Consider the following 21005-nt stretch of genomic DNA (forward strand, 5'->3'; position numbering starts at 1 on the left):
CTGGTGGGATTTCCCTTATATGGACACAAGCACACCCCTCCCGATCGCCCTTGTCACCGGCGCCTCGCGCGGCCTTGGGGCCGCCATGGCCGAAGCCTTGGCCAAAACCCATCACGTCGTCGCGGTCGCCCGCACCACTGGCGCGCTTGAGGAACTGGATGACCGCATTCAGGCCGCAGGTGGTCAGGCGACGCTGGCCCCAATGGACATCACCAATACCGGAGCCATGGCGCAGCTGTGCCGCTCGATCCACGACCGCTGGGGCGCTGTTGCAACATGGGTTCACGCCGCGGTGCATGCCGCCCCCTTGACCCCGGTCGCGCATCTCTCTGAGGGGGATTGGGCCAAATCCGTGGCCTGCAACGTCACCGCCACCGGCATCCTGATCCCTTTCATCGCGCCGCTTCTGGGCACAGACGGTCAGGCTGTGTTTTTTGAAGATCCCCGCGCAGGCGAAAAATTCTATGGCGCCTATGGCGCAACAAAAGCCTCACAAATTGCGCTCGCGCGCTCTTGGCAGGCAGAAACCGCCAAAACCGGCCCGCGCGTGCATATCTTGGCACCGGCCCCCATGCCAACCGCCACCCGCGCCCGCTTTCACCCCGGTGAAGACCGCGAGGGTCTCGCCTCTCCGCGGGACGAGGCAGCGCGCCTGATGGCGGCCTTGTCCTGATCCGGCGTCCCATGCTTGCCGCCCGCGCCCGCGCCCGTTAGACAGAGACCAGACAAAAACAAAGGGCAGGCACATGCGTATTCTCATCACCAATGACGACGGCATCAACGCCCCCGGTCTGGCTGTCCTTGACGAAATCGCCAACGCGCTCGCCGGTCCAGATGGCGAAGTCTGGACAGTGGCCCCCGCCTTTGAACAATCGGGCGTCGGGCATTGCATCTCTTATACGCGCCCGATGATGATCTCGAAAATGGCAGAGCGTCGCTACGCCGCCGAAGGCAGCCCCGCTGATTGCGTTCTCGCAGGTCTGCATGACGTGATGAAGGACGCCCGCCCCGATCTCGTGCTCTCGGGCGTCAATCGCGGCAACAACGCCGCAGAAAACGCCGTCTATTCTGGCACCGTCGGTGCCGCGATGGAGGCCGCGTTGCAAGGCGTGCCCGCCGTGGCCCTCAGCCAATATTACGGCCCCGCCAATCGCGATCTCGACGACACCTTCGAGGCGGCGCGCGTGCACGGCCTGCCCACATTAAAGCGCCTGCTGGATAAAGGCGTCTGGACACGTGACGATTACGGCATCTTCTACAACATCAACTTTCCGCCCTTTCCTGCCTCCGGGGTCAAGGGTATCCGCGCCGCACACCAAGGGTTCCGCCGGGACATGGGCTTTGGCGTCGAACCGCATGTCGCCCCATCCGGTCGGCGCTTTCTCTGGGTCACGGGCGCGCCCCAGAACGAGCCCACCAGCCCCGGATCAGATGCCGATGTGAACCTGCAAGGCTATATATCCGTCACCCCGATGCGCGCGGATCTTACCGCCCATGACGCGCTGGAGGCGCTCAAGGCGATCGAATGACCGACGACGAGGATCACAGCAGCGCCGAACGCAAAATGCAGTTTCTCTTTGCCCTGCGCTCCAAGGGCGTGACCGATGCGCGGGTTCTGACCGCGATGGAGCAGATCGACCGTGGCCCCTTTATCCGGGGCTACTTCGCAGAGCGCGCCTATGAGGATATGCCGCTGCCCATCGCCTGTGGCCAAACCATCAGCCAACCCTCTGTGGTGGGGCTGATGACGCAGGCCCTCAAGGTCACGAACCGCGACAAGGTGCTCGAAGTGGGCACTGGATCGGGCTATCAGGCCGCGATCCTCAGCCAGTTGGCCCGCCGTGTCTACACCGTGGACCGTCATAAACGTCTGGTCACAGAGGCGTCCGAGATTTTTCGCGCCCTCGATCTGACAAATATCACCGCGCTCACCGCCGATGGCAGCTTTGGCTTGCCCGATCAGGCCCCCTTTGATCGTATAATCGTTACGGCCGCCGCCGAAGACCCGCCCGGCCCCCTATTGGCCCAGCTCAAGATCGGGGGTATCATGGTTGTGCCCGTGGGCCAGTCCGATGCCGTGCAGCGGCTGATCCGCGTAACCCGGCACGAATCCGGGTTTGACTATGACGAATTGCGCCCCGTGCGCTTTGTCCCTCTGGTCGAGGGGCTGGGACGCGATGGGTGAACACGGTGACAACTGAACACAATGACAACTGAATACGGTGACCCACGGCGTCGTAAAGTAACAGTAAACCCAAGGCCCCGGCCAACAAGGGACCACTCAAGAGGATGATCGAGATGCGTAAATTTTCCCGCTCCGCACCGCTTCTGGCGACGATGGCCTTCGCTCTGGCGGCCTGTGATAAACCGCTGGATCTCGACATGCGCGGCGCTTTTGGCAATGCCCCCAGCACCGCCGAGGCGGCACGTAATGCCACCGCCCCGCGCCCACAACCGGATGCGCGCGGCATCATCTCTTACCCCGGCTATCAGGTCGCCGTGGCCGAGCGTGGCGATACCGTTGGCAGCCTTGCCCGCCGCATCGGGGCCGACCCCGGAGAGATTGCCCGCTTCAACGGCGTGCAGACCGGCGATCCCCTGCGCAAAGGCGAAATCATCGCCCTGCCCGGCCGCGTCGCCGAACCCTTGGGCGGCCCGATCCAATCGCCCTCGGGCGTCGACATCGGCAGCATCGCCGATGGCGCGATCCGCCGCGCGGATTCCCAGACTGTGACCGCCACCACCTTGCCCCCCGCAACGCCCGGCACCGCCACAGCCCCGGCGCAGGTCGGCGCAGAACCCGTGCGCCACAAGGTCGAGCGCGGCGAAACCGCCTTTTCCATCGCCCGGCTCTACAATGTCTCGATCCGCAGCTTGGCCGATTGGAACGGGCTAGGCCCGGATTTCGCGGTGCGCGAGGGACAATTCCTGCTGATCCCGGTGGCGCTTCCGGGCGAGAAAACCGAACCCTTTGACGAGGCGGATGTGGTCGCCGTCACGCCCCCCGGCGCAGGCACGCCCACCCCGACCCCGCCGAGCGCCTCCAAACCGCTGCCCGACGAGGTCACAACCCCCAAGGCCGCGCCGGTCGAGAAAATCGCCGCCCCCGATCTGGGCAAGACCGAAACCAAGACCACGAGCGCGCGCATGGCCTTCCCGGTCAAGGGCGATATCATCCGTGAATATGCCAAGGGCCGCAATGATGGCATCGACATCTCCGCCGCTCCGGGCGCGCCGGTCGTGGCCGCTGATGCGGGCACCGTCGCCGCCATCACCGAGGATACCAACGGCATCCCGATCATCGTGGTCAAACACGCAGGCTCGCTCTTGACCGTCTATTCCAATGTCGAAGGTCTGACCGTCAAGAAAGGCGATAGCGTGACACGCGGCCAAAAGCTGGCCGAGATCCGTCGCACCGGCACCCCAGCCCTGCATTTCGAGGTGCGCGACGGGTTCGACAGCGTCGATCCGATGGGCTTTCTCGGGGGCTAACTGTCTCGGGGTTTATTTCGGCGGCGGTGCGGCGCAATGCGCCCCCGCCGCCGCCATGCCAGAGCCAAGCGCCAGCATCGGCGGCGCGGTATAGGGATTGAGCGGCTCTGCCGTCCCGGCATCAAACGCCACAATCGCGACGATCAGCACCAGCACTGCACCTGTCACATGCGCCCGGATCATTTGCGCGCCTCCAACCCCAAAGAGGGCCGCAACCGCACGCCCACCCAAGACCCGGCAAAGGCCGCGATGAACCACACCCAGCCATGCGCCGATCCGGTGCCGATACCGCTGAAAAACGCACCGATGTTGCAACCAAACGCCAGCCGCGAACTATAGCCCAGCACCAGCCCCGCGATGATCACCGCAGCCCAGGCCCGCGCAGGCAGAACACCCACCGGCGAGGCGAGACCGGCCCGCCACCACGCCATCAGCGCCGCCCCCCCGATCAATCCGAAATCGGTCAGCGAGGTCACATCCGTCAGCACACTTGCCGCCACCTGCCCCTGATTGCCCGGTGCCGACCAGAACGCCGATCCCGACAGATCGCCCCCCACGGCCACCACCACCTTGGCCACCCAAAGACCCAAGCCGTAAACCACGCCCCAAGGTTGCCCCGCCACCACCAGATGCAGGATCGCCAGCCCCGCAAGTGCCAGAATTGCCCCCCAATACCGCGCAGGCAGGCGATAAGAGCCGGGCTTGCCCACCATCAGGGCAAGGGCCGCGACTGCGCCCAGACCCACCAGCGTGATCGCCAACCCCTGCCCGCCCGACAGCGCGACGACCGGTAGACTGCCCAGATTGGTCCACCATGTCAGGTGATAGGCGCCAGCAAAACTTCCAATGGCAAAGAATGGCAGCGCCACCGCGCCGATGGCATTGCCGCTCCCGGCATTGACCAGCGTGCCCGATCCACAGCCCAGAACGATCTGCATCGCCGCGCCGAAGACAAAGGCACCGCCGATCATCGCCACGCCAATCGGCGCATGCGCGCCCTTCAACTCTGCCCCATTCGCCGCCAAAAGCGGAAAGGCAACGCTTGCCACAAGGGCAATGCAAATAAGCTGTGCCAACAACCCCGAGGCATCCCGCTCAAGGATCATCCGTCGCCATGGCCCGGTAAAGCCAAAGCGAAACCCTTCAAGCGCCAAACCAAAGCCAAGCCCGATCAGCAGCAAAAGACCATAGCGGGGCCCTGCGAACAGGGCCACCGCCAGAACCACCGCCGCCACAGCGGCCAGAGCCAAGAGGCGCGACAAAGCGCCGGGTGAGGACGACATCGCGGCAGAAGCGGCTTGGCTCACGCGGGGCTCCTATCAGGTGTTATTTCAGTATTTGCCGGTGATCTTGTTCAGCAGATTCTGGAACAGCCCCGGCACATTGGCCATGTCATAGCCCGCATTCGACCAGCCGACCATAGATTCGGGATACATCCGCACCCCTTCAATGCCCGCCACTTCGCTCAGGGCGAACCAGTTGGTCGCGGCCCAATGCCCGGTGTTGCAGAAAGAAACCAGCCGGTCCCCCGCCTCAAACCCGTTTTTCGTTGCCAACTCGCGGATCAGGTCCGGCTTGATCAGCGACGGCTCATCATTCCCGAACCAACGGTCATGCGTGAAATACCGCGATTGCGGCAAGGTGCCCGGTTGGGTGGCCGCGGCATGCTTGGTTTCCCCCTTCCAGAACGCTTCGGGGCGCGCGTCGATCAATTCGGCGCTGTCCTTGCCGTCGATGATCGCCTTCACATCCTCGCGCGTGGCGGTCCAGGTCGGATCATAGGTCACAGTGATATCGCTCGGGGTGATTGCCCCTGCTGCACCCGTCGCGGTCGGTTTGCCCGCCTGTTCCCACGCGTTCATACCACCGTTGAGAATAGCCAGATCCGTCAGCCCACTCGACTTGAGCGACCAATAGACCCGCGCTGCCGCGCCAAAATCGGTCTGATCGCTGCCCTGATGCACAACCACAATGGGCCGTCCCGCCGTCACACCCAGACTGCGCAGAACTTCGGTCATCTTGTCTTCGGGCACGATTTGTCCGGGATTGTCGGCCGGTCCGCGAAATAGCCCATAAGGTGCCGGGATCGCCCCCGGAATATGCCCGGCCTCATAAGCGTCACCGGGGCGAATATCGAGCACGATCGCCTCTTGTGTCGCCTGCGCCTGCGTCACCTCCTCCGGGTTGGTGAGCGGCCCCAATTGCGCCATCGCGGTGAGCGGTGCTACAGCCAGCGCCGCCGCCAGTCCCAGTTTTCTAAAGCTGTCAAACATGGTGATCTCCCCTTGATGTTCTGACGCCGTACCTAGGCCCGGCATAGCGTAACAACAAGACATCCGCCCCTATTTCGCAGCCTCGCGCGCGAATAAGACGCATCGTCCGGTCAGCGGGATGTCATCCCATCAAGATACTACAACGCCGCTCAAATACGAATATTTTTCCAATTCATGCGCAACACTCAGATCATTCTATCCGAATGCCTCAAAATCCTCATTCTCGTCCCCGCGCCCCGAACCCTTGGCCCCGGTCACAATGCCCAAGGATTTCAGCTTGCGATGCAAGGCGCTGCGCTCCATGCCCACAAACTCCGCCGTGCGGCTGATATTGCCGCCAAAGCGGTTGATCTGTGTCAGCAGATATTCCCGTTCGAACGCTTCGCGCGCCTCACGCAGGGCCATGGTGGCAATCGCCCCCGACAACACCACACGCCCCTCGTCAACCGGCCCGCTGCTCTCGCTGGGCAATTCGCGCGCCGCAATCGGCCCGCTGCCTTCGCCCAAGATCAACACCCGCTCGATCACATTGCGCAACTGCCGCACATTTCCCGGCCAGCGCATCGTCTGCAACAGCGCCGCCGCCTCCTCGCTCAGGGATCGCAGCGCGAGCCCTTGGGTCTTGTGGAACATGGCAATGAAATGCTCTGCCAGTGCCGGAATATCCTCGCGCCGCTCTTCGAGGCTCGGCACCGCAATCGGCACGACATTCAGCCGATGAAACAGCTCCCGCCGGAATCGCTCGGCGGCAATCTCCGCTTCCAGATCCCGGCTGGTCGAAGAGATCACCCGCAAATCCACCTGAATCTTGCTGCTGCCCCCCACCCGCAAAAACGTCTGATCCACCAATACCCGCAAAATCTTGGATTGCGTGCCCATCGGCATATCCGCAACCTCGTCAAAATAGATCACCCCGCCATTGGCCTCTTCCAACAGGCCCGGCACCACGCCACTCTCGTCAGATTCGCGACCAAAGAGCACCTCTTCCATCCGCTCCGGCGCGATCGAGGCACAGCCAACGGTGACAAACGGTGCCGAAGCGCGCGCCGAATTGGCATGGATATAGCGCGCCGCCAATTCCTTGCCGGCCCCCGCAGGGCCCGACAGCATGACGCGGCCGTTGGATTTCGTCACCTTGTCCAATTGCCCCATCAGCGCCCGAAACGCCGAAGCCTCGCCCAACATCTCCGACGGTGCCGTTTCCCGCCGCTTCAACGCCTGATTTTCCCGCCGCAACCGGCTGGTTTCCATGCCGCGCCGGATCACCACCATCAACTGGTCAATGTTGAACGGTTTTTCGATAAAGTCATAGGCGCCCTGCTTGATCGCCGCGACGGCGATTTCGATATTGCCATGGCCCGAGATGATCACCACCGGCACATCCGGATATTCGCGTTTGACCGTCTTGAGGATATCGATCCCGTCCATATGGCTATCCTTGAGCCAGATATCGAGGATCAAGAGGCCAGGCTGTTCTGCGGCAATCGCTGCCATCGCCTCGTCAGAATTGCCCGCCCGACGGGTGGCATAGCCTTCATCCTCCAGAATATCCGAGATCAACTCTCGAATATCACGCTCGTCATCGACAATCAGAATATCACTCATCGGTCCCTCAAACAGCCAATTTGGCCTCTACAGTGTCTTGCACAACCAGCGGCAGGCTGACCACGGCCATCGCCCCTGCATGTGCCCCCGCCTCGAACGGTTCGGCATCGACCAGCACAAGCGTCCCGCCATGCTCTTCGATGATCTTCTTCACGATGGGCAGGCCAAGTCCCGTGCCCTTGTCGCGCGTCGTCACATAAGGCTCGAACAGCCGCGCGCGGTCCTGCGGCAACCCGATCCCATTGTCGGAAATGCGGATCACGGCGCGGTCTTCCTCGATTCCGCTCTCGATCCGAATCGTTGGGCGATGCCCGTCTGGCGCTCCTTTTTCTTGAAGCGTTTCAATCGCTTCCCCGGCGTTCTTCACCAAATTTGTTAGGGCCTGCCCGATCATCGCCGCGTCAATATCTGCCCTAAGCGGTGCCGTATCCAACCGCAGGTCGAACACAACCCCCGGCTGCCCAGTCTCTTGCAATAGCACGACCTCGCGCAACACCTGACTCAGGCTCTCTTGCTGCGTCACCGGCTCTGGCATCCGCGCAAACTTGGAAAACTCATCGACGATCCGACGCAGATCATTGGTCTGGCGCACCACCACATCGGTCAATTGCTCCAGGCTCTGCGCCTCTTCGGGCGGCAACTGCTTGGCAAACTTGCGCTTGATCCGCTCAGCGCTCAATTGAATGGGCGTGAGCGGGTTCTTGATTTCATGCGCAATCCGGCGCGCCACATCCCCCCATGCGGCCATGCGCTGCGCGCTCACAAGATCGGTCACATCGTCAAACGCCACCACATAGCCCTCGCGCGTGCCCGCCTCGCTGATCCGGGTCGACATCCGCACCAGCAAATTTTCCTGCCGCGTGCCGCGCATCACCTTGATTTCTTCTTGCACAAATCCGCCCGGCACCGTGCGCAGCCGATCAAACAGCGCACCAAATTCCGGCACCACCGCATTCAGTGCCAGCGATTGCTGATCCTCGGACCAATCCAGCAACCGCTCGGCAGCGCGGTTGACAAAGGTCACGCGCCCCTCCGCATCCAATCCCACAACGCCCGATGACACAGACCCAAGCACCGAGTCAAACAGCCGCCGCCGTCGCTCGATCTGCTGCGTATTGGTCAAGAGCGCCTCACGCTGCCCCTTCAATTGCCGCGTCATCTGGTTGAAATAGGTGCTGAGTTGCGCAATTTCGTCGTCGCCCTCCTCTTCGCGCACCTGCGTATCCAGATCCCCCTCGCCCACACGCTGCGCCGCAGAGGTCAGCCGCCCAACCGGTTGTGACAGCCGCTCGGCAAACCACATGCCCAGCCAGATCGCCGCAAGAATCAGGATCACGGCAAACCCCAGATAGAGCAGCCCGAATTCAAACAGAACCCGCCCCCGCTCACTCTCGCGCTGCTTGTAGAAATTCGCGGTTTCCTTGGTCTCATCCAGCAGGTTCAAAATGGCCCCATCCACCGTGCGGCTCACGTAAAGCAGCCGGTCGGGCAACGCCTCAAGCGGCATCAGCGCGCGAAACTCGTTATTCTCCCAATCCCGGATCACCACCACGCCCTCGGCCTGCGCCTCGGAAATCTGCGCCGCCGTCGGGCGCTCATAGTCAAACAGATACGACCGCTCACCGCGGGCCCGGATCTCGCCCGTGCCATCAATCACAAAGGCCTCGCGCAGCCCCCGCTGAATCTCGCGCTGCCCAGAGGACAGAACTTGCCGAATATCCCCATCCGTCATGAATACGGCGGCGCGTTTGGTGGCATTGATCACCCGCGCCAGCACGCGAATATCCGTCTCCAGATCGCGGCGATGTTCCTCTTCATAGGCCTGCGCCGCCGCAACGGAACTGTCCACCACCCGGCCCACACGTTCGGAAAACCACGCCTCCAGGCCCATATTCACCGACAATGTCGCAAAGACCGCCACGGTAATCGTGGGCAACAGCGCCATCAGCGCAAACACCCCCGTCAACCGCAGGTGCAGCCGTGATCCCGCCGAGCGACTGCGCCGCGCCGCCACCATCCGCGCCACGCGCTGCATGACCAGCCCGGCCACCATCAACACATAGATCATGTCGCAGAGCAGAACCAGCCGCAGCCCGTTCGACGTGGCCCCCTGATCAAGCGGCCCCATCATAAGATAGGTCGCAAGCGCCAGCACAGGACCCAACAGCACAAGGCTCAGCGTCGCCCCATTCTGAAGACGCTGCAACCGGCGTAGGCGGCTTACACCCTCCCACGACAATCGTCTGCTCCTGAACCCGCGTGTCTGCGTTGCCACGCACACCCCCCATTCCCTCGTGGGGCTGCATCTGCTTCCCCGCAACATATGGGCTGTCAGAGGGCACAAGCCCCCGTCCAGCAACAGCCCTGTTGCAGTTTTACATCAACTTGCGGCGGCGTGTCACGTTAATATCCAAATCGGTGATCTTCTTGCGCAACGTATTGCGGTTGATGCCAAGCAGATCGGCGCATTTCGCCTGATTGCCCGCCGTAGCATCCAAGGCAATCTCGATCAAAGGCAGCTCGATTTCCCGTAAAACGCGAGTATATAGCCCCGGTGGCGGCAAGGCATCGCCATGCAGATCGAAATACCGCCGCAAATGCCCCGCAACCGACGCTGTCAGGCTTTCGCCCCGCCCCTCGCGCATCACCGGCTCGGCGCGCGGCTGATTTCCCAGCACCGCCTCAACCTCGGTCCGGCTGATTTCCTCTGCCATCGCGGTCAACCCGATTCGCCGCACGGCATTCTCCAACTGCCGCACATTGCCCGGCCAGCTATAGGCGCGCATCAGCTCGGCCGCCTGTTCCGACAGATGCCGCGCGGGTTGTCCATCCCGCTCGTCGCGCGCCAGAAAATGCTCCGCCAACAGCGGAATATCCTCAACCCGTGCCCGCAAACTTGGCACGTCGATCACCGCACCGCTCAGCCGATAATAAAGATCCTCGCGCAAGGTCCCCTCTTCCAGCGCCTGCCCCGGCGGCACCCGACTTGTGGCCATGAACCGCGGCACATGATCGCCCGGCGCATCCATCATCCGCACCACCCGGCCCTGCGCCTCAAGCGGCAGATCCGTCACCTCGTCGAGCACAATCGTGCCCCCCTTGACCCGCGCCATGATCCGCGACGGCCCATCCAGCTCGCGCAAATCCCCCGGCGTGACCGTGACAAAAGGCAACGTGCGACGGTCTGAGAAATCATGGATCGCCTTGGCAATCAGCGATTTCCCCGTGCCCGACTCGCCACAGATCATCACCGGCAGATCGGTATTCATGATCCGCGCCACCACCCGGTAAAGCGCCTGCATCGCGGTGGTCCGCCCGATCAGCGGCAATTCCTCGGGCCGCTCCACCTCGACTTCGCGAATGGGCCGCCGTGCCCGGCTTTCAAGCGCGCGCGCCGTGCGCTTCATCAGGTCCGGCAGGTCAAAGGGCTTGGGCAGATAATCATAGGCCTCCGCCTCTGCCGCCTTGATCGCTGTCATGATCGTGTTCTGCGCCGAAATCACGATCACCGGCAAGCCGGGCCGGTCCTGCGCGATCTTGGGCAGCATCTCAAGGCCGTTGCCATCGGGCATCATCACATCCGAGATGACAACATCGCCCTTGCCCTCGCCCACCCACCGCATCAGCGTGGTCAGGCTCGAGGTGGCATGCACCCGGCACCCCGCCCGTGTCAGCGCCTGCGTCAGAACCGTGCGGATCGTGCGGTCGTCATCGGCGACCAGTACCGTGCCATCCATCCTCAAGCCTCCTTGGTTGCGTCCGCTGCACGTTGCAACGAAATCCGAAACACCGTGCGTCCCGGCACGGAATTGACCGAAATCCAGCCGTCATGGTCCGAAATGATCTTGGCCGCCAAGGCCAAGCCCAACCCCGTGCCATTCTCGCGCCCCGAAACAAAGGGATCGAACACCTGATCGGCAATCTCTGGCGGCAGACCGGGGCCATCGTCGATGATCTCGATCTGAAGGGGGAGCGCCTTGCCCTGCCCTTCGCCCCGCCGCACCCTGAGCGACTGTTCATAATAGGTATGCAGGCGGATCGTGCCGGGTCTGCCCCGCGCCGCCTCTGCCGCGTTCTTCAAAAGGTTCAGCACCACCTGCAGCAATTGATCACTATCGCCAAGCGCCAGAGGCAGCGATGGATCGTAATCCTCGATCAGCGCCATATGCGCGGCAAAGCCCAGCATGGCAGAGCGCCGCGCACGGTCGAGCACATCATGCACATTGACCGGCCGCATATCCGGCGCGCTGATATTGCCAAACTGCTCGACCCGCTCCAACAGGCTCACGATCCGGCGGCTCTCGCTCACGATCAGATCGGTCAATTCCAGATCCTCTGGCCCCAAAGTCATCGACAAAAGCTGCGCCGCACCCGTAATGCCCGCCAGCGGGTTCTTGATCTCATGCGCCAGCATTTCCGCCATGCCGATCGCCGATTTCGCCGCCGATTTCACATTGCTGTTCTGCACCATGCGCCCGGCCAACTCGCGCGGACTGATCAGCATGATCATATGCCCCGGACAGCCCGTCAGCGGTGCCACCTGTAAATTGCACTGCATCGGCGCGCGCTCGCCCGTGCCCACATCGACATCATTGACAAAAAGCGGGGCATCATTCGCCCGCGCCCGCTCGAACGCCTCTTCCAGCGGCGCGTTGACCGCCAGCTTGTCCCACACCGGCTGCCCCATCAGCGCCCGTGACGACGACATCATGAACCCCTCCGCCGCCGGGTTGATCCCCGCGATGCGGTCCTGCGGATCAAGCAGGATCGCCGGCACCGGCAGCGAGGTCCAGATCGCATCCTCCCCGCTCATGCTGCTGCCCGCGCGTCCATTGCCCGCGCCTCCATCGCTTCGGGCAAGTGCTCCAGCACCACAGCGGGCGTGCGCGCCGTCAGCACCGCCCGCCGCAGGCGATCACCGGTGCCCGCCGCATCCATATACCAACCCAGATGCTTGCGCGCGACGCGCAGGCCCAGATCACCCCCGTAAAAGCCGAGCATCGCCTCGTAATGCCCCGCCACAAGATCGGCCAAGGCAACCCCCTGCGGCACCAAGGGGGCCGCGCCCCGCCCCATCGCCGCCGCCACCTCTGCCAAGACCCAGGGCCGCCCACGCGCGCCCCGGCCAATCATCACACCTGCCGCCCCCGACTGTGCCACCGCCTTGCGTGCCGTGGAAGTGTCGACAATATCGCCGTTGGCGATGACTGGAATGTTAACAGCCGCAACAATGTCCGAAATTGCCAGCCAATCGGCGGCTCCCGTGTAAAACTGACAGCGCGTGCGCCCATGCACCGTAACCATCGCCACGCCCGCCGCCTCTGCCCGCCGCGCCAATTCCGGCGCGTTGAGACAATCGTGATCCCACCCTAGGCGCATTTTCAATGTCACCGGCACATCAACAGCGCCAACAACCGCCTCGATCAGCCGCAGCGCATGATCCGGATCCCGCATCAAGGCCGAGCCCGATGCGCCAGATCCGCTGCCACTCACCACCTTCTTGGCCGGGCACCCCATATTGATGTCGATGATCCGCGCGCCTTGATCCGCAACGACGCGCGCCGCCTCTGCCATCCACTGCGCATCGCAGCCCGCCAGTTGCACCGCCGTGCTTTCGGCCCCTAGGCCCAATTCCGCTTTACCGCGTGCCGAGGGTTTGGCCTGCACCATCTCTTGGCTGGCGACCATTTCACTTACCACAAGCCCCGCGCCAAAGCTCGCCACCACGTTGCGAAACGGCAGGTCCGTGATTCCCGCCATTGGCGCCAAAAGAACCGGTGTCGCCAAAGCCTTGTCCGCGATCCTGAGCATGTCCCTGCCTAATCCTTGTGCATAACCTCGGTTCTACCCGTGAACCCTGTGTCAAACAATGATCACAGGCCCAAATAACAGTCGCAGCGCGACGTAACGCCTAATAAATAGGCAGATGCTCAGCCATTGCGCTTGGATAAAACCCGCCCTAATCAAGAGGCATGACAACCGCCGCCCTCATCGTCGCCGCCGGTCGTGGCACCCGCGCAGGCGGGGACTGCCCCAAGCAATGGCAGCCCCTTCTGGGCCGCCGCGTGATCGACTGGACGCTCGACGCCTTTCTGGGTGCCGACGGCATCGACCGCATTTTGGTCGTGCTCCATCCCGATGACCTCGGCCAGCTCGCCCCTCATCCCCGGATCACGTTCACAACCGGCGGTGCAACCCGGTCCTCTTCGGTCCGAAACGGGCTCGAAGCGCTGGCAAGCGACCCGCCCGATCACGTGCTTATCCACGATGTCGCGCGCTGTTGTACAAAATCAGCTTACATAGCTTACATAGCTTACAAAATCGCCAACACCGACTTGCCCGCATTGGCCCCGGCATTGCCCGTCACAGATGCGCTCTGGACTGGGGCCGAAGGCCAGGTAACCGGCACCCGCGACCGCACCGGCCTCTACCGCGCCCAAACGCCGCAAGCCTTTGATTTCAAAACTATCCTTGCCGCTCATCAGGCGCATGAAGGCGACGCCGCCGACGATGTTGCCGTGGCCCGCGCCGCAGGCGTAAAGGTTGCCATCCTCGACGGCGATGAGGATAATCTCAAGATCACCCACCCGCACGACTTTGCGCGTGCCGAGAAAATACTTGGAAATCAAATGGATATACGTGTCGGCTCAGGTTTTGATGTGCATCGCTTCGGCCCCGGCGACCATTGCATGCTCTGCGGTGTGGCCGTCCCCCATGATCGCGGTCTGCAAGGCCATTCCGATGCAGATGTCGGCCTCCACGCTCTCGCAGACGCGATATATGGTGGTTTGGCGCAGGGCGACATTGGCCGTCACTTCCCCCCCAGCGATCCCCAATGGAAAGGGGCCGAAAGCCACATCTTTTTGCGTCATGCCGTTGCATTGGCATCCGAGTTAGGATTTAAAATCAATAATATAGATGTCACTCTAATCTGTGAACGGCCCAAGATAACGCCCCATGCCCCCGCCATGCAGGCCGCTTTGTCCGAGATCACCGGCATTGCGCCGGACCGGATTTCCGTCAAAGCCACCACCTCCGAACGCCTTGGCTTCACCGGACGAGAGGAAGGCATTGCCGCGCAGGCCGTTGTGACATTGGTCAAGACATGCGCCTAACCCATTTGATTTGCACGTTTTTTTACGTGGGCCACCTGCGCCCAGCTCCGGGCACCTGGGGGTCTCTTGCGGCTCTGCCTGTGGCATGGGCGCTACATCTGGTCGGTGGCCCCGCCCTCCTCTGCGTGGGAACTGTACTCGCCTTCGCTTTAGGATGGTGGGCTACACATTTGGAAACAAAAGGAAAAGATAACCACGACCCGTCAGAGATCGTGATCGACGAGGTGGCCGGCCAATGGCTTGCCTTTTTGCCAGTGTCGATTGGGGCGTCTCATGCCGGGGCTGACCTCCTAAGCCTTTGGCCAGGTTTTGTTTTTTCCTTCGTCGCCTTTCGGTTCTTCGACATAACCAAACTCGGCCCTATCGGCTGGGCTGACCGCCGCAATGACGCACTTGGCGTCATGCTTGATGACATCCTCGCCGGCCTTGCCGCAGCCCTCTGTGTGCTGCTGGCCGCGGGATTCTATCACGGGGTTCTAGGCCTATGATCACAAACGAAATTCTCAAACTCTGCAGCGCGCGCGGCCTCAAGATCGCCACCGCAGAAAGCTGCACAGGCGGCTTGGTGGCCGCCGCCTTGACCGATGTTCCTGGCTCCTCTGTTGTGGTTGAACGTGGCTTTGTAACCTATTCAAATACTGCGAAAGTCGAGATGCTAGGCGTGTCAGAGCACACGCTCGCCACCTATGGCGCAGTCTCAGAGCAGGTGGCACAGGAAATGGCGCAAGGGGCCCTCAGCCATAGCACCGCCCATCTCGCCGTATCCATCACCGGCATCGCAGGCCCCGGCGGGTCCGAGCACAAACCCGAAGGTCGCGTTTGCTTTGGCCTTGCGATGGCGGGCCACCCGACCAAAACTGAAACGGTTGAGTTTGGCCCTCTGGGCCGCAGCGCCGTTCGTGAAAACGCGCGCGACCACGCTTTGAAAATGCTTTTTATCGCTTTAAATGAGTAACGTGTCGTCCATAATTCATGCTGCGCCATACAGCTCTTGTGCCCGCTGCTCAAAGGCCCGCACGATCCGCTTCATCGCCTCGTAGAAAAACAGATCCGCTGCCGATTGCAACAACCTGTTTTTGAACGCAAAATCCACATCAAAGCTGACCTCGCACCCGCCTTCGACATCGCGAAACGCCCAGTTCGAGCGCATGTGGTGAAATGGCCCCTCCAGATATTCGGTCTCAATCCGCCGCATCTCGGGCCAGAGCACAACGCGACTGCCAAAGCGTTCACGGAACACCTTGAAACTAATCACAAGATCCGCCTCCATGATTTCAGACCCATCGTCTTGCGGGCGCACGGATCGCACCCGCGCGGCCGCCGTCCACGGCAGGAATTGCGGGTAGCTCGCCACATCGGCGACGAGCGTATACATCTGCTCAGCCGTGTAGCGTAGAACACGTGTTTCTGAATGTGTTGGCATGCGCCCCCCGGTTTCCGCGTGACAGTGCGTCGCTTTTTCCTAGACTGTCTAGGGATGTTCAAGGGGGTCACATGCCGCAGCACGCCTATGTTATCGATAAAATGATCTCGGCCAAGAGCATAGCCGCGCGAATCGAGGCGCTTTCGCATGAGATCGAGGCCGAATTTGCAGGCACCCAGAAATTGGTGGTGGTGGGCCTCTTGCGCGGCTCTTTCATCTTTATCGCCGATCTCGTGCGCGAGCTTGACCTGCCGGTCGAGGTTGATTTTGTTGAGACCTCTTCCTATGGAAACGCCATGGAAAGCAGTCGAGAAGTGCGTATTCTCAAGGACTTGCGTGGCGATATTGAAGGGCGCGACGTGCTTGTTGTCGAGGATATCGTGGACACAGGTCATACACTTTTTCACGTGCTGCACCTCCTCCAGAGCCGAAGGCCGCATAAGCTCCGAACCATCGCCCTTCTCGACAAACCCTCGCGCCGCGAGGCGGATATTCGGGCCGACTGGATTGGGTTCGAAATCCCCGATGAGTTTGTCGTGGGCTATGGCATCGACTATGCCCAACGCAATCGTAATCTGCCCTATATCGGCAAAGTGAGATTTGTCACTGAGGAGCGATAATGGCGGACCCAAGAGGATTCGAACCTCTGGCCTCTGCCTTCGGAGGGCAGCGCTCTATCCAGCTGAGCTATGGGTCCACTTTTGCGGTGGTATAGCGGGGCCAGACCGGCCCCGCAATCGTAAAATCAGCCGAAAAGCTCATGCGCCAGCTCAAGAGCTTCGACCAACACATCCACTTCTTCGCGCGTGTTATACATGGCAAAAGACGCGCGGCAGGTGGCACTTACCCCCAGATGCTCCATCAGCGGGCCGGTGCAATGCTGCCCGGCCCGCACCGCCACGCCCTTTTTGTCGAGAATGGTCGAGATGTCGTGGGCATGCGCAGCGCCTTGCATGGTAAAGGAGAAAATCGCCGCCTTATCCGGTGCTGTGCCTTGCACATTGATCCAATTGAGCCCCGCCAAACGTTCTTGCGCATAGTGGCTCAGATCATCCTCATGGGCGCTGATCGCCCCCATGCCAATGCCCATCATATACTCCAAGGCGACCCCTAGGCCAATCGTTTGCACGATGCCCGGTGTGCCCGCCTCAAACTTCATTGGCGGATCATTATAGGTCACCCCGTCGCGCGTCACCTCGCGGATCATATCGCCGCCGCCCATGAACGGGCGCATTTCGGCCATCCGGTCTTTTCGGACGAAAATCGCCCCTGATCCCGACGGCCCATAGAGCTTGTGCCCAGTGATCGCGTAAAAATCACACCCCATCTCATCAAGGTTGAGCGGCATATGCACCGCCGCCTGAGAGCCATCAACCAGCACCGGCACACCGCGCGCCCGGGCAGCATCGCAGATCGCCTTCACATCAACCTTGGTCCCCAACACATTGGAAAGATGTGTTATTGCAATCAGTTTCGTCTTGGGCGTGATCGCATCAATCACCTTTTGCGGGTCAAGAGAACCGCGCGCATCCACATCCACCCATTTCAGCGCGACGCCCTGACGCTCGCGCAGAAAGTGCCACGGCACGATATTGGCGTGATGCTCCATGATGCTCAGGATGATCTCGTCACCGGCTTCCATGCGTGGCATCGCCCAGCCATAGGCGACCATATTGATGCCCTCGGTGGTGCCAGAGTTGAAGATGATCTGATCCTCATCGGCCACCCCCAGAAACCGCGCAACGATCCCGCGCACCGCCTCGTATTTCTCGGTGGCGAGGTTGCTTAGGTAATGCAGCCCGCGATGCACATTGGCATATTCCATCGAATACGCCCGAGTGACTGCGTCGATCACCACCTGCGGCTTTTGTGCGGATGCCCCATTATCCAAATAAACCAAGGGTTTACCGTTCACTTCTCGTGCAAGGATTGGGAAATCGGAACGAATTTTCTCGACATCGAACATCTTATGCCCCTCCCATTGCGGCCACGCCGACAAGGTTTAGCAGAATGCTTAGTCCGACCGCCATTGCGGCAATGGACAGGATGATAATTCCAAATGATTTCAGCATGTTGTCATAGCGGTGCGCCGTATCCACGAACCCTGTCAGGATATAAATCCCCCAGACCGAGGACACAAAGATCAACAGGGCTGCCACCGTTGGCAAGGCCAGAACAAGCACGGCAACCGCCGCTTGCAGGATAAGGCGCAGGACCTGCAACCAGCAAATCAGCACCAGAACATCCTGCACTGCCGCCTTACCCCCCAGCATGCCGCCGACCCAAAAGAGCGCATAGACCGTGATGACAAGCGCCCCCAACAAGAACAGGGTGAAAAGCAGCGGCGAATGAAACGCCGGCGGCATCAGCGTTGGCGCGGTCGGGTCCATCGGCGGCGCAAGGCGCAATGACACAGAATACACGATCGCATTGAGCACCGACATCAGCACCAGTGCCATCCACAGTATCTGCTGCGGCAGGCCAAACCCGATCAGCGCCCGTGCCGCCTCTCGCGGGCGAAACAAGGTTTCCAGCAACAGCGCCTTGAACTCTGCCTGCGTCATGCCCCGCCCCATTCTGCCTCGATCAAGCCCGACACCCAGAACCACAGGAAAACCAGCAACCACAAAAGGCCCACACCCTGCAATTCAAGCCCAGGCCCGACGAATCCAGCGACAAGACCGTGTAACAAGATCAACGGACTAGCGGCCAGAAACGCCCAGAAGAGGGCAATCCGCGCGCCAAAGGCGGTTCCTTTGCCACGCAACACCCGTGCAATGCCATGGCTCATAAGTGCCAGTGCATAGAGGATCAACGGCGCAATAAAAATCCAGGCCAAGAGCGAGGCCCCCAGCAGCGGATTAAGCTCTTGGCCCGTCAAATGCGCCTCTCGCGCAAGGCGTGGCCATTGCGCGACAAACACCACCACACAGGCCGCAATCAGCATCACCAGCGCGCGGTCTTCACGCGGGCCCATGGCCAACAAGCGCCGCACCACCCGGCGCGGACCGCGATAGGTGGCCACAAGATCGGTCGTGACCGGCATCAGCGGCGCCTGCGCTCCAGCCAGGCAGCAAGCTGGCTGTTGATATCCTCGCGCAGGCCCTCATCCTCGATTTCCTCAACGGCTTCGGCCAGAAACGAGAGCGTCAGCAGATCGGTTGCGATCGGCCGCGGAATGCCCCGCGCCCGCAGGTAATAGAGCGCATCCTCGTCAATCGCCCCCGAGGTCGAGCCATGCGAACAGGCCACGTCATCGGCATAGATTTCCAGTTCCGGCTTGGCCAGGAACTGGCTGTCCTCATCCAACAAGAGCGCTTGGCTGATCTGATAGCCATCCGTCTTTTGTGCGCCGGGCTTCACCAGGATCTTACCTTGAAACACGCCCGTCGCCCCGTTGCGCAGCACTTTTTTGAACACCTGTCGGCTCTCGCAGCGCTGCGCATCATGGGTCACGAAGACCGTGTCATCCTGATGGAAATCCCCATCGCCCATGGCGGCCCCTGCCACATGCGCCACCGCATCATCGCCCAACAGCTCAATCACACATTCATTGCGTGTCATCACCCCATTGGCCGTCAGGGTGAAGGATTTAAAGAGGCTCTCTGCTCCCAACCGGGCAAAGACATGGGTCGCGGCGCGCCGCTCGTGATCACGTCCCTGCGTGCGGATATGGTGAAACCGTGCGCCGTCGCCGACGTCAACTTCCATCACCTTGTTAAACCGCGCGGCGGCGGGGCCATTCTCGAGAATGGTAACTTCGGCCTCGGGATCAAGCTTGATCACATGATGCAGGATCGCATCAGAAACCTCTGATTTATGGACATAAACCAGATTGATCGGCTTGCTCGGGCGGCCCGTCACATGGATCAGAACCCCGTCCGAGGCATAGGCGGTGTTCAGAGCGGCGAGCGGACGCACCACAGGCGTTTGCCCGCGTTCTTCGAGCACGCCGTAGAGATCGCGCACCCAATGGATATCGCTCTTCGCGGCCATGCTCAGCCGGTCGATACGCACCCCTTCCAGTGTCAGATCATCACTCGCCTCGGCATCGAACACGCCATCGACGAAAACCAGCTTGAGCCGATCAACCGCTGCAAAGCTATCCGGCTCATCGTCATTGAGAAACAGCGCCGCATGCGGTGCCTCGGCTTGCGCCAGGCTGTCGGGGCGAGTGAATTTCCAGTATTCATCGCGCCGATCCGGCAGGCCCATAGCCTGCAATCGCGTCAGCGCCGCCTCACGCGCGCCCGTCGCCCAAAGCCCGCCTTTGGGCAATGTCATGGCCTCCAGCCGCGCCTCAAGCGCTGTTTGCTTAGCTTGCGGCTGCGCCATCACGCGACCTCCGCCAGAATATCGGCATAGCCGTTCTGCTCGACTTCGAGAGCAAGTTCAGGCCCGCCGGTCTTGATGATGCGCCCGTCATACATGATGTGCACGACATCCGGTTTGATATGGTCAAGCAACCGCTGGTAATGCGTGATCACCAGAAAGGCACGGCCCGCATCGCGCAGCGCATTCACCCCGTCCGACACCAGTTTCATTGCGTCCACGTCCAAGCCCGAATCGGTCTCGTCGAGAATGCACATCTTGGGCTCCAGCATCGCCATCTGGAGGATTTCGTTGCGCTTTTTCTCACCCCCGGAGAAACCCACATTGACCGGACGCTTCAGCATATCGGCGTCAATCTGGAGCGTCTTCGCTTTTTCCCGGACGACCTTAAGGAACTCTGCCGCACTCATTTCCTCTTCGCCGCGCGCCTTGCGCTGCGCGTTTACGGCGGTACGCAGAAAGGTCATGTTACCCACGCCCGGAATTTCGACCGGGTATTGAAACGCCAGAAACAGCCCCGCCGCCGCGCGCTCTTCTGGGTCCATGTCGAGCAGATCAACACCGGCCAGAGTGGCACTGCCATCCGTCACCTTATAGCCGTCGCGCCCCGAAAGCACATAGGACAACGTCGACTTGCCAGAGCCGTTGGGCCCCATGATCGCATGCACTGTGCCAGCCTCAACACTCAGGTTCACCCCTTTGAGAATGGTCTTGTCTTCTTCTTCAAGATCGACGTGCAGGTTATTGATTTCCAACATTTTCCAT

The 21005-nt window shown here is 61.4% G+C and carries 22 protein-coding genes and 1 tRNA gene; 8 read left to right on the plus strand and 15 right to left on the minus strand.

All coding sequences use genetic code 11. The features are described from left to right. Positions 1 to 19 precede the first annotated feature (19 nt). From ROSMUCSMR3_RS00850 to ROSMUCSMR3_RS00865, 4 genes are all read left to right on the plus strand, one after another. A complete protein-coding gene (locus ROSMUCSMR3_RS00850; RefSeq protein WP_081506149.1) occupies positions 20 to 673 on the plus strand; it encodes an SDR family NAD(P)-dependent oxidoreductase in 654 nt (217 codons plus the stop codon). A gap of 73 nt (positions 674 to 746) precedes the next feature. Continuing rightward, positions 747 to 1529, plus strand: a complete 783-nt coding sequence (gene surE, locus ROSMUCSMR3_RS00855; RefSeq protein WP_008280934.1) for a 5'/3'-nucleotidase SurE — start codon at positions 747 to 749, stop codon at positions 1527 to 1529. Continuing rightward, complete coding sequence (locus ROSMUCSMR3_RS00860) at positions 1526 to 2185, plus strand: protein-L-isoaspartate(D-aspartate) O-methyltransferase (RefSeq protein WP_081506150.1); 660 nt, start codon at positions 1526 to 1528, stop codon at positions 2183 to 2185. The genes surE and ROSMUCSMR3_RS00860 overlap by 4 nt, the downstream gene beginning before the upstream one ends. Before the next feature lie 104 nt (positions 2186 to 2289). Continuing rightward, the gene (locus tag ROSMUCSMR3_RS00865) at positions 2290 to 3492 is read left to right on the plus strand and encodes a M23 family metallopeptidase (RefSeq protein WP_081506151.1); all 1203 of its coding nucleotides are present in this window, start codon (positions 2290 to 2292) and stop codon (positions 3490 to 3492) included. A gap of 12 nt (positions 3493 to 3504) precedes the next feature. Here ROSMUCSMR3_RS00865 and ROSMUCSMR3_RS21395 read toward each other — a convergent pair whose 3' ends face one another. The 8 genes from ROSMUCSMR3_RS21395 to dusB form a co-directional block, all read right to left on the minus strand. Beyond that, positions 3505 to 3675, minus strand: coding sequence for a hypothetical protein (locus ROSMUCSMR3_RS21395; RefSeq protein WP_008280937.1), 171 nt, complete (start codon positions 3673 to 3675; stop codon positions 3505 to 3507). Further along, positions 3672 to 4775, minus strand: coding sequence for a YeeE/YedE family protein (locus ROSMUCSMR3_RS00870; protein ID WP_081506152.1), 1104 nt, complete (start codon positions 4773 to 4775; stop codon positions 3672 to 3674). Before ROSMUCSMR3_RS00870 ends, ROSMUCSMR3_RS21395 begins: the two co-directional genes overlap by 4 nt. 48 nt (positions 4776 to 4823) lie before the next feature. Further along, entirely contained in the window at positions 4824 to 5765 is a 942-nt protein-coding gene (locus ROSMUCSMR3_RS00875) for a sulfurtransferase (RefSeq protein ID WP_037297623.1), read from the minus strand. Positions 5766 to 5960: 195 nt separating this feature from the next. After that, positions 5961 to 7370 (minus strand): sigma-54-dependent transcriptional regulator, encoded by a 1410-nt coding sequence (locus ROSMUCSMR3_RS00880; RefSeq protein ID WP_081506153.1) that lies wholly within the window; start codon positions 7368 to 7370, stop codon positions 5961 to 5963. A gap of 7 nt (positions 7371 to 7377) precedes the next feature. Further along, positions 7378 to 9693: an ATP-binding protein gene (locus tag ROSMUCSMR3_RS00885; RefSeq protein ID WP_420541225.1), complete on the minus strand. Its 2316-nt coding sequence runs from the start codon at positions 9691 to 9693 to the stop codon at positions 7378 to 7380. A gap of 52 nt (positions 9694 to 9745) precedes the next feature. After that, complete coding sequence (locus tag ROSMUCSMR3_RS00890; protein ID WP_008280942.1) at positions 9746 to 11107, minus strand: response regulator; 1362 nt, start codon at positions 11105 to 11107, stop codon at positions 9746 to 9748. Between the two features lie 2 nt (positions 11108 to 11109). Beyond that, on the minus strand, positions 11110 to 12183 hold the full coding sequence (locus ROSMUCSMR3_RS00895) for a two-component system sensor histidine kinase NtrB (protein ID WP_008280943.1): 1074 nt from the start codon (positions 12181 to 12183) through the stop codon (positions 11110 to 11112). Beyond that, positions 12180 to 13181 (minus strand): tRNA dihydrouridine synthase DusB, encoded by a 1002-nt coding sequence (gene dusB / locus ROSMUCSMR3_RS00900; RefSeq protein ID WP_081506155.1) that lies wholly within the window; start codon positions 13179 to 13181, stop codon positions 12180 to 12182. The genes ROSMUCSMR3_RS00895 and dusB overlap by 4 nt, the downstream gene beginning before the upstream one ends. A 161-nt stretch (positions 13182 to 13342) precedes the next feature. Here dusB and ROSMUCSMR3_RS00905 point away from each other — a divergent pair, with 161 nt between their 5' ends. Genes ROSMUCSMR3_RS00905 through ROSMUCSMR3_RS00915 form a run of 3 tightly spaced genes read left to right on the plus strand, consistent with a single transcriptional unit; the run spans position 13343 to position 15440 of the window. After that, entirely contained in the window at positions 13343 to 14485 is a 1143-nt protein-coding gene (locus ROSMUCSMR3_RS00905; RefSeq protein ID WP_081506156.1) for a bifunctional 2-C-methyl-D-erythritol 4-phosphate cytidylyltransferase/2-C-methyl-D-erythritol 2,4-cyclodiphosphate synthase, read from the plus strand. After that, positions 14476 to 14973, plus strand: a complete 498-nt coding sequence (locus ROSMUCSMR3_RS00910; protein ID WP_081506157.1) for a phosphatidylglycerophosphatase A — start codon at positions 14476 to 14478, stop codon at positions 14971 to 14973. The genes ROSMUCSMR3_RS00905 and ROSMUCSMR3_RS00910 overlap by 10 nt, the downstream gene beginning before the upstream one ends. Next, the gene (locus ROSMUCSMR3_RS00915; protein ID WP_081506158.1) at positions 14970 to 15440 is read left to right on the plus strand and encodes a CinA family protein; all 471 of its coding nucleotides are present in this window, start codon (positions 14970 to 14972) and stop codon (positions 15438 to 15440) included. The genes ROSMUCSMR3_RS00910 and ROSMUCSMR3_RS00915 overlap by 4 nt, the downstream gene beginning before the upstream one ends. 15 nt (positions 15441 to 15455) lie before the next feature. On the opposite strand, the gene ROSMUCSMR3_RS00920 is transcribed toward ROSMUCSMR3_RS00915, so the two are convergent. Next, positions 15456 to 15908, minus strand: a complete 453-nt coding sequence (locus ROSMUCSMR3_RS00920) for a type II toxin-antitoxin system RatA family toxin (RefSeq protein WP_081506159.1) — start codon at positions 15906 to 15908, stop codon at positions 15456 to 15458. A gap of 71 nt (positions 15909 to 15979) precedes the next feature. Between ROSMUCSMR3_RS00920 and hpt the strand changes: the two genes are divergently transcribed. Next, on the plus strand, positions 15980 to 16528 hold the full coding sequence (gene hpt, locus ROSMUCSMR3_RS00925) for a hypoxanthine phosphoribosyltransferase (protein ID WP_081506160.1): 549 nt from the start codon (positions 15980 to 15982) through the stop codon (positions 16526 to 16528). Here hpt and ROSMUCSMR3_RS00930 read toward each other — a convergent pair. From ROSMUCSMR3_RS00930 to sufC, 6 genes are all read right to left on the minus strand, one after another. Continuing rightward, positions 16529 to 16605, minus strand: a tRNA-Arg gene (locus tag ROSMUCSMR3_RS00930). Between the two features lie 48 nt (positions 16606 to 16653). After that, positions 16654 to 17874: a cysteine desulfurase gene (locus ROSMUCSMR3_RS00935; RefSeq protein ID WP_081506161.1), complete on the minus strand. Its 1221-nt coding sequence runs from the start codon at positions 17872 to 17874 to the stop codon at positions 16654 to 16656. A gap of 1 nt (position 17875) precedes the next feature. Beyond that, entirely contained in the window at positions 17876 to 18472 is a 597-nt protein-coding gene (locus ROSMUCSMR3_RS00940; protein WP_232279195.1) for a Yip1 family protein, read from the minus strand. Beyond that, entirely contained in the window at positions 18469 to 18954 is a 486-nt protein-coding gene (locus ROSMUCSMR3_RS00945) for a hypothetical protein (RefSeq protein WP_008280952.1), read from the minus strand. The genes ROSMUCSMR3_RS00940 and ROSMUCSMR3_RS00945 overlap by 4 nt, the downstream gene beginning before the upstream one ends. Next, complete coding sequence (gene sufD / locus ROSMUCSMR3_RS00950; RefSeq protein ID WP_008280953.1) at positions 18954 to 20243, minus strand: Fe-S cluster assembly protein SufD; 1290 nt, start codon at positions 20241 to 20243, stop codon at positions 18954 to 18956. The genes ROSMUCSMR3_RS00945 and sufD overlap by 1 nt, the downstream gene beginning before the upstream one ends. Next, positions 20243 to 20998, minus strand: a complete 756-nt coding sequence (sufC, locus tag ROSMUCSMR3_RS00955) for a Fe-S cluster assembly ATPase SufC (protein ID WP_008280954.1) — start codon at positions 20996 to 20998, stop codon at positions 20243 to 20245. The genes sufD and sufC overlap by 1 nt, the downstream gene beginning before the upstream one ends. Between the last annotated feature and the right edge of the window lie 7 nt (positions 20999 to 21005).

Origin of the sequence: Roseovarius mucosus (genome assembly GCF_002080415.1) — a bacterium.
Classification (GTDB): Bacteria; Pseudomonadota; Alphaproteobacteria; order Rhodobacterales; family Rhodobacteraceae; genus Roseovarius; species Roseovarius mucosus_A.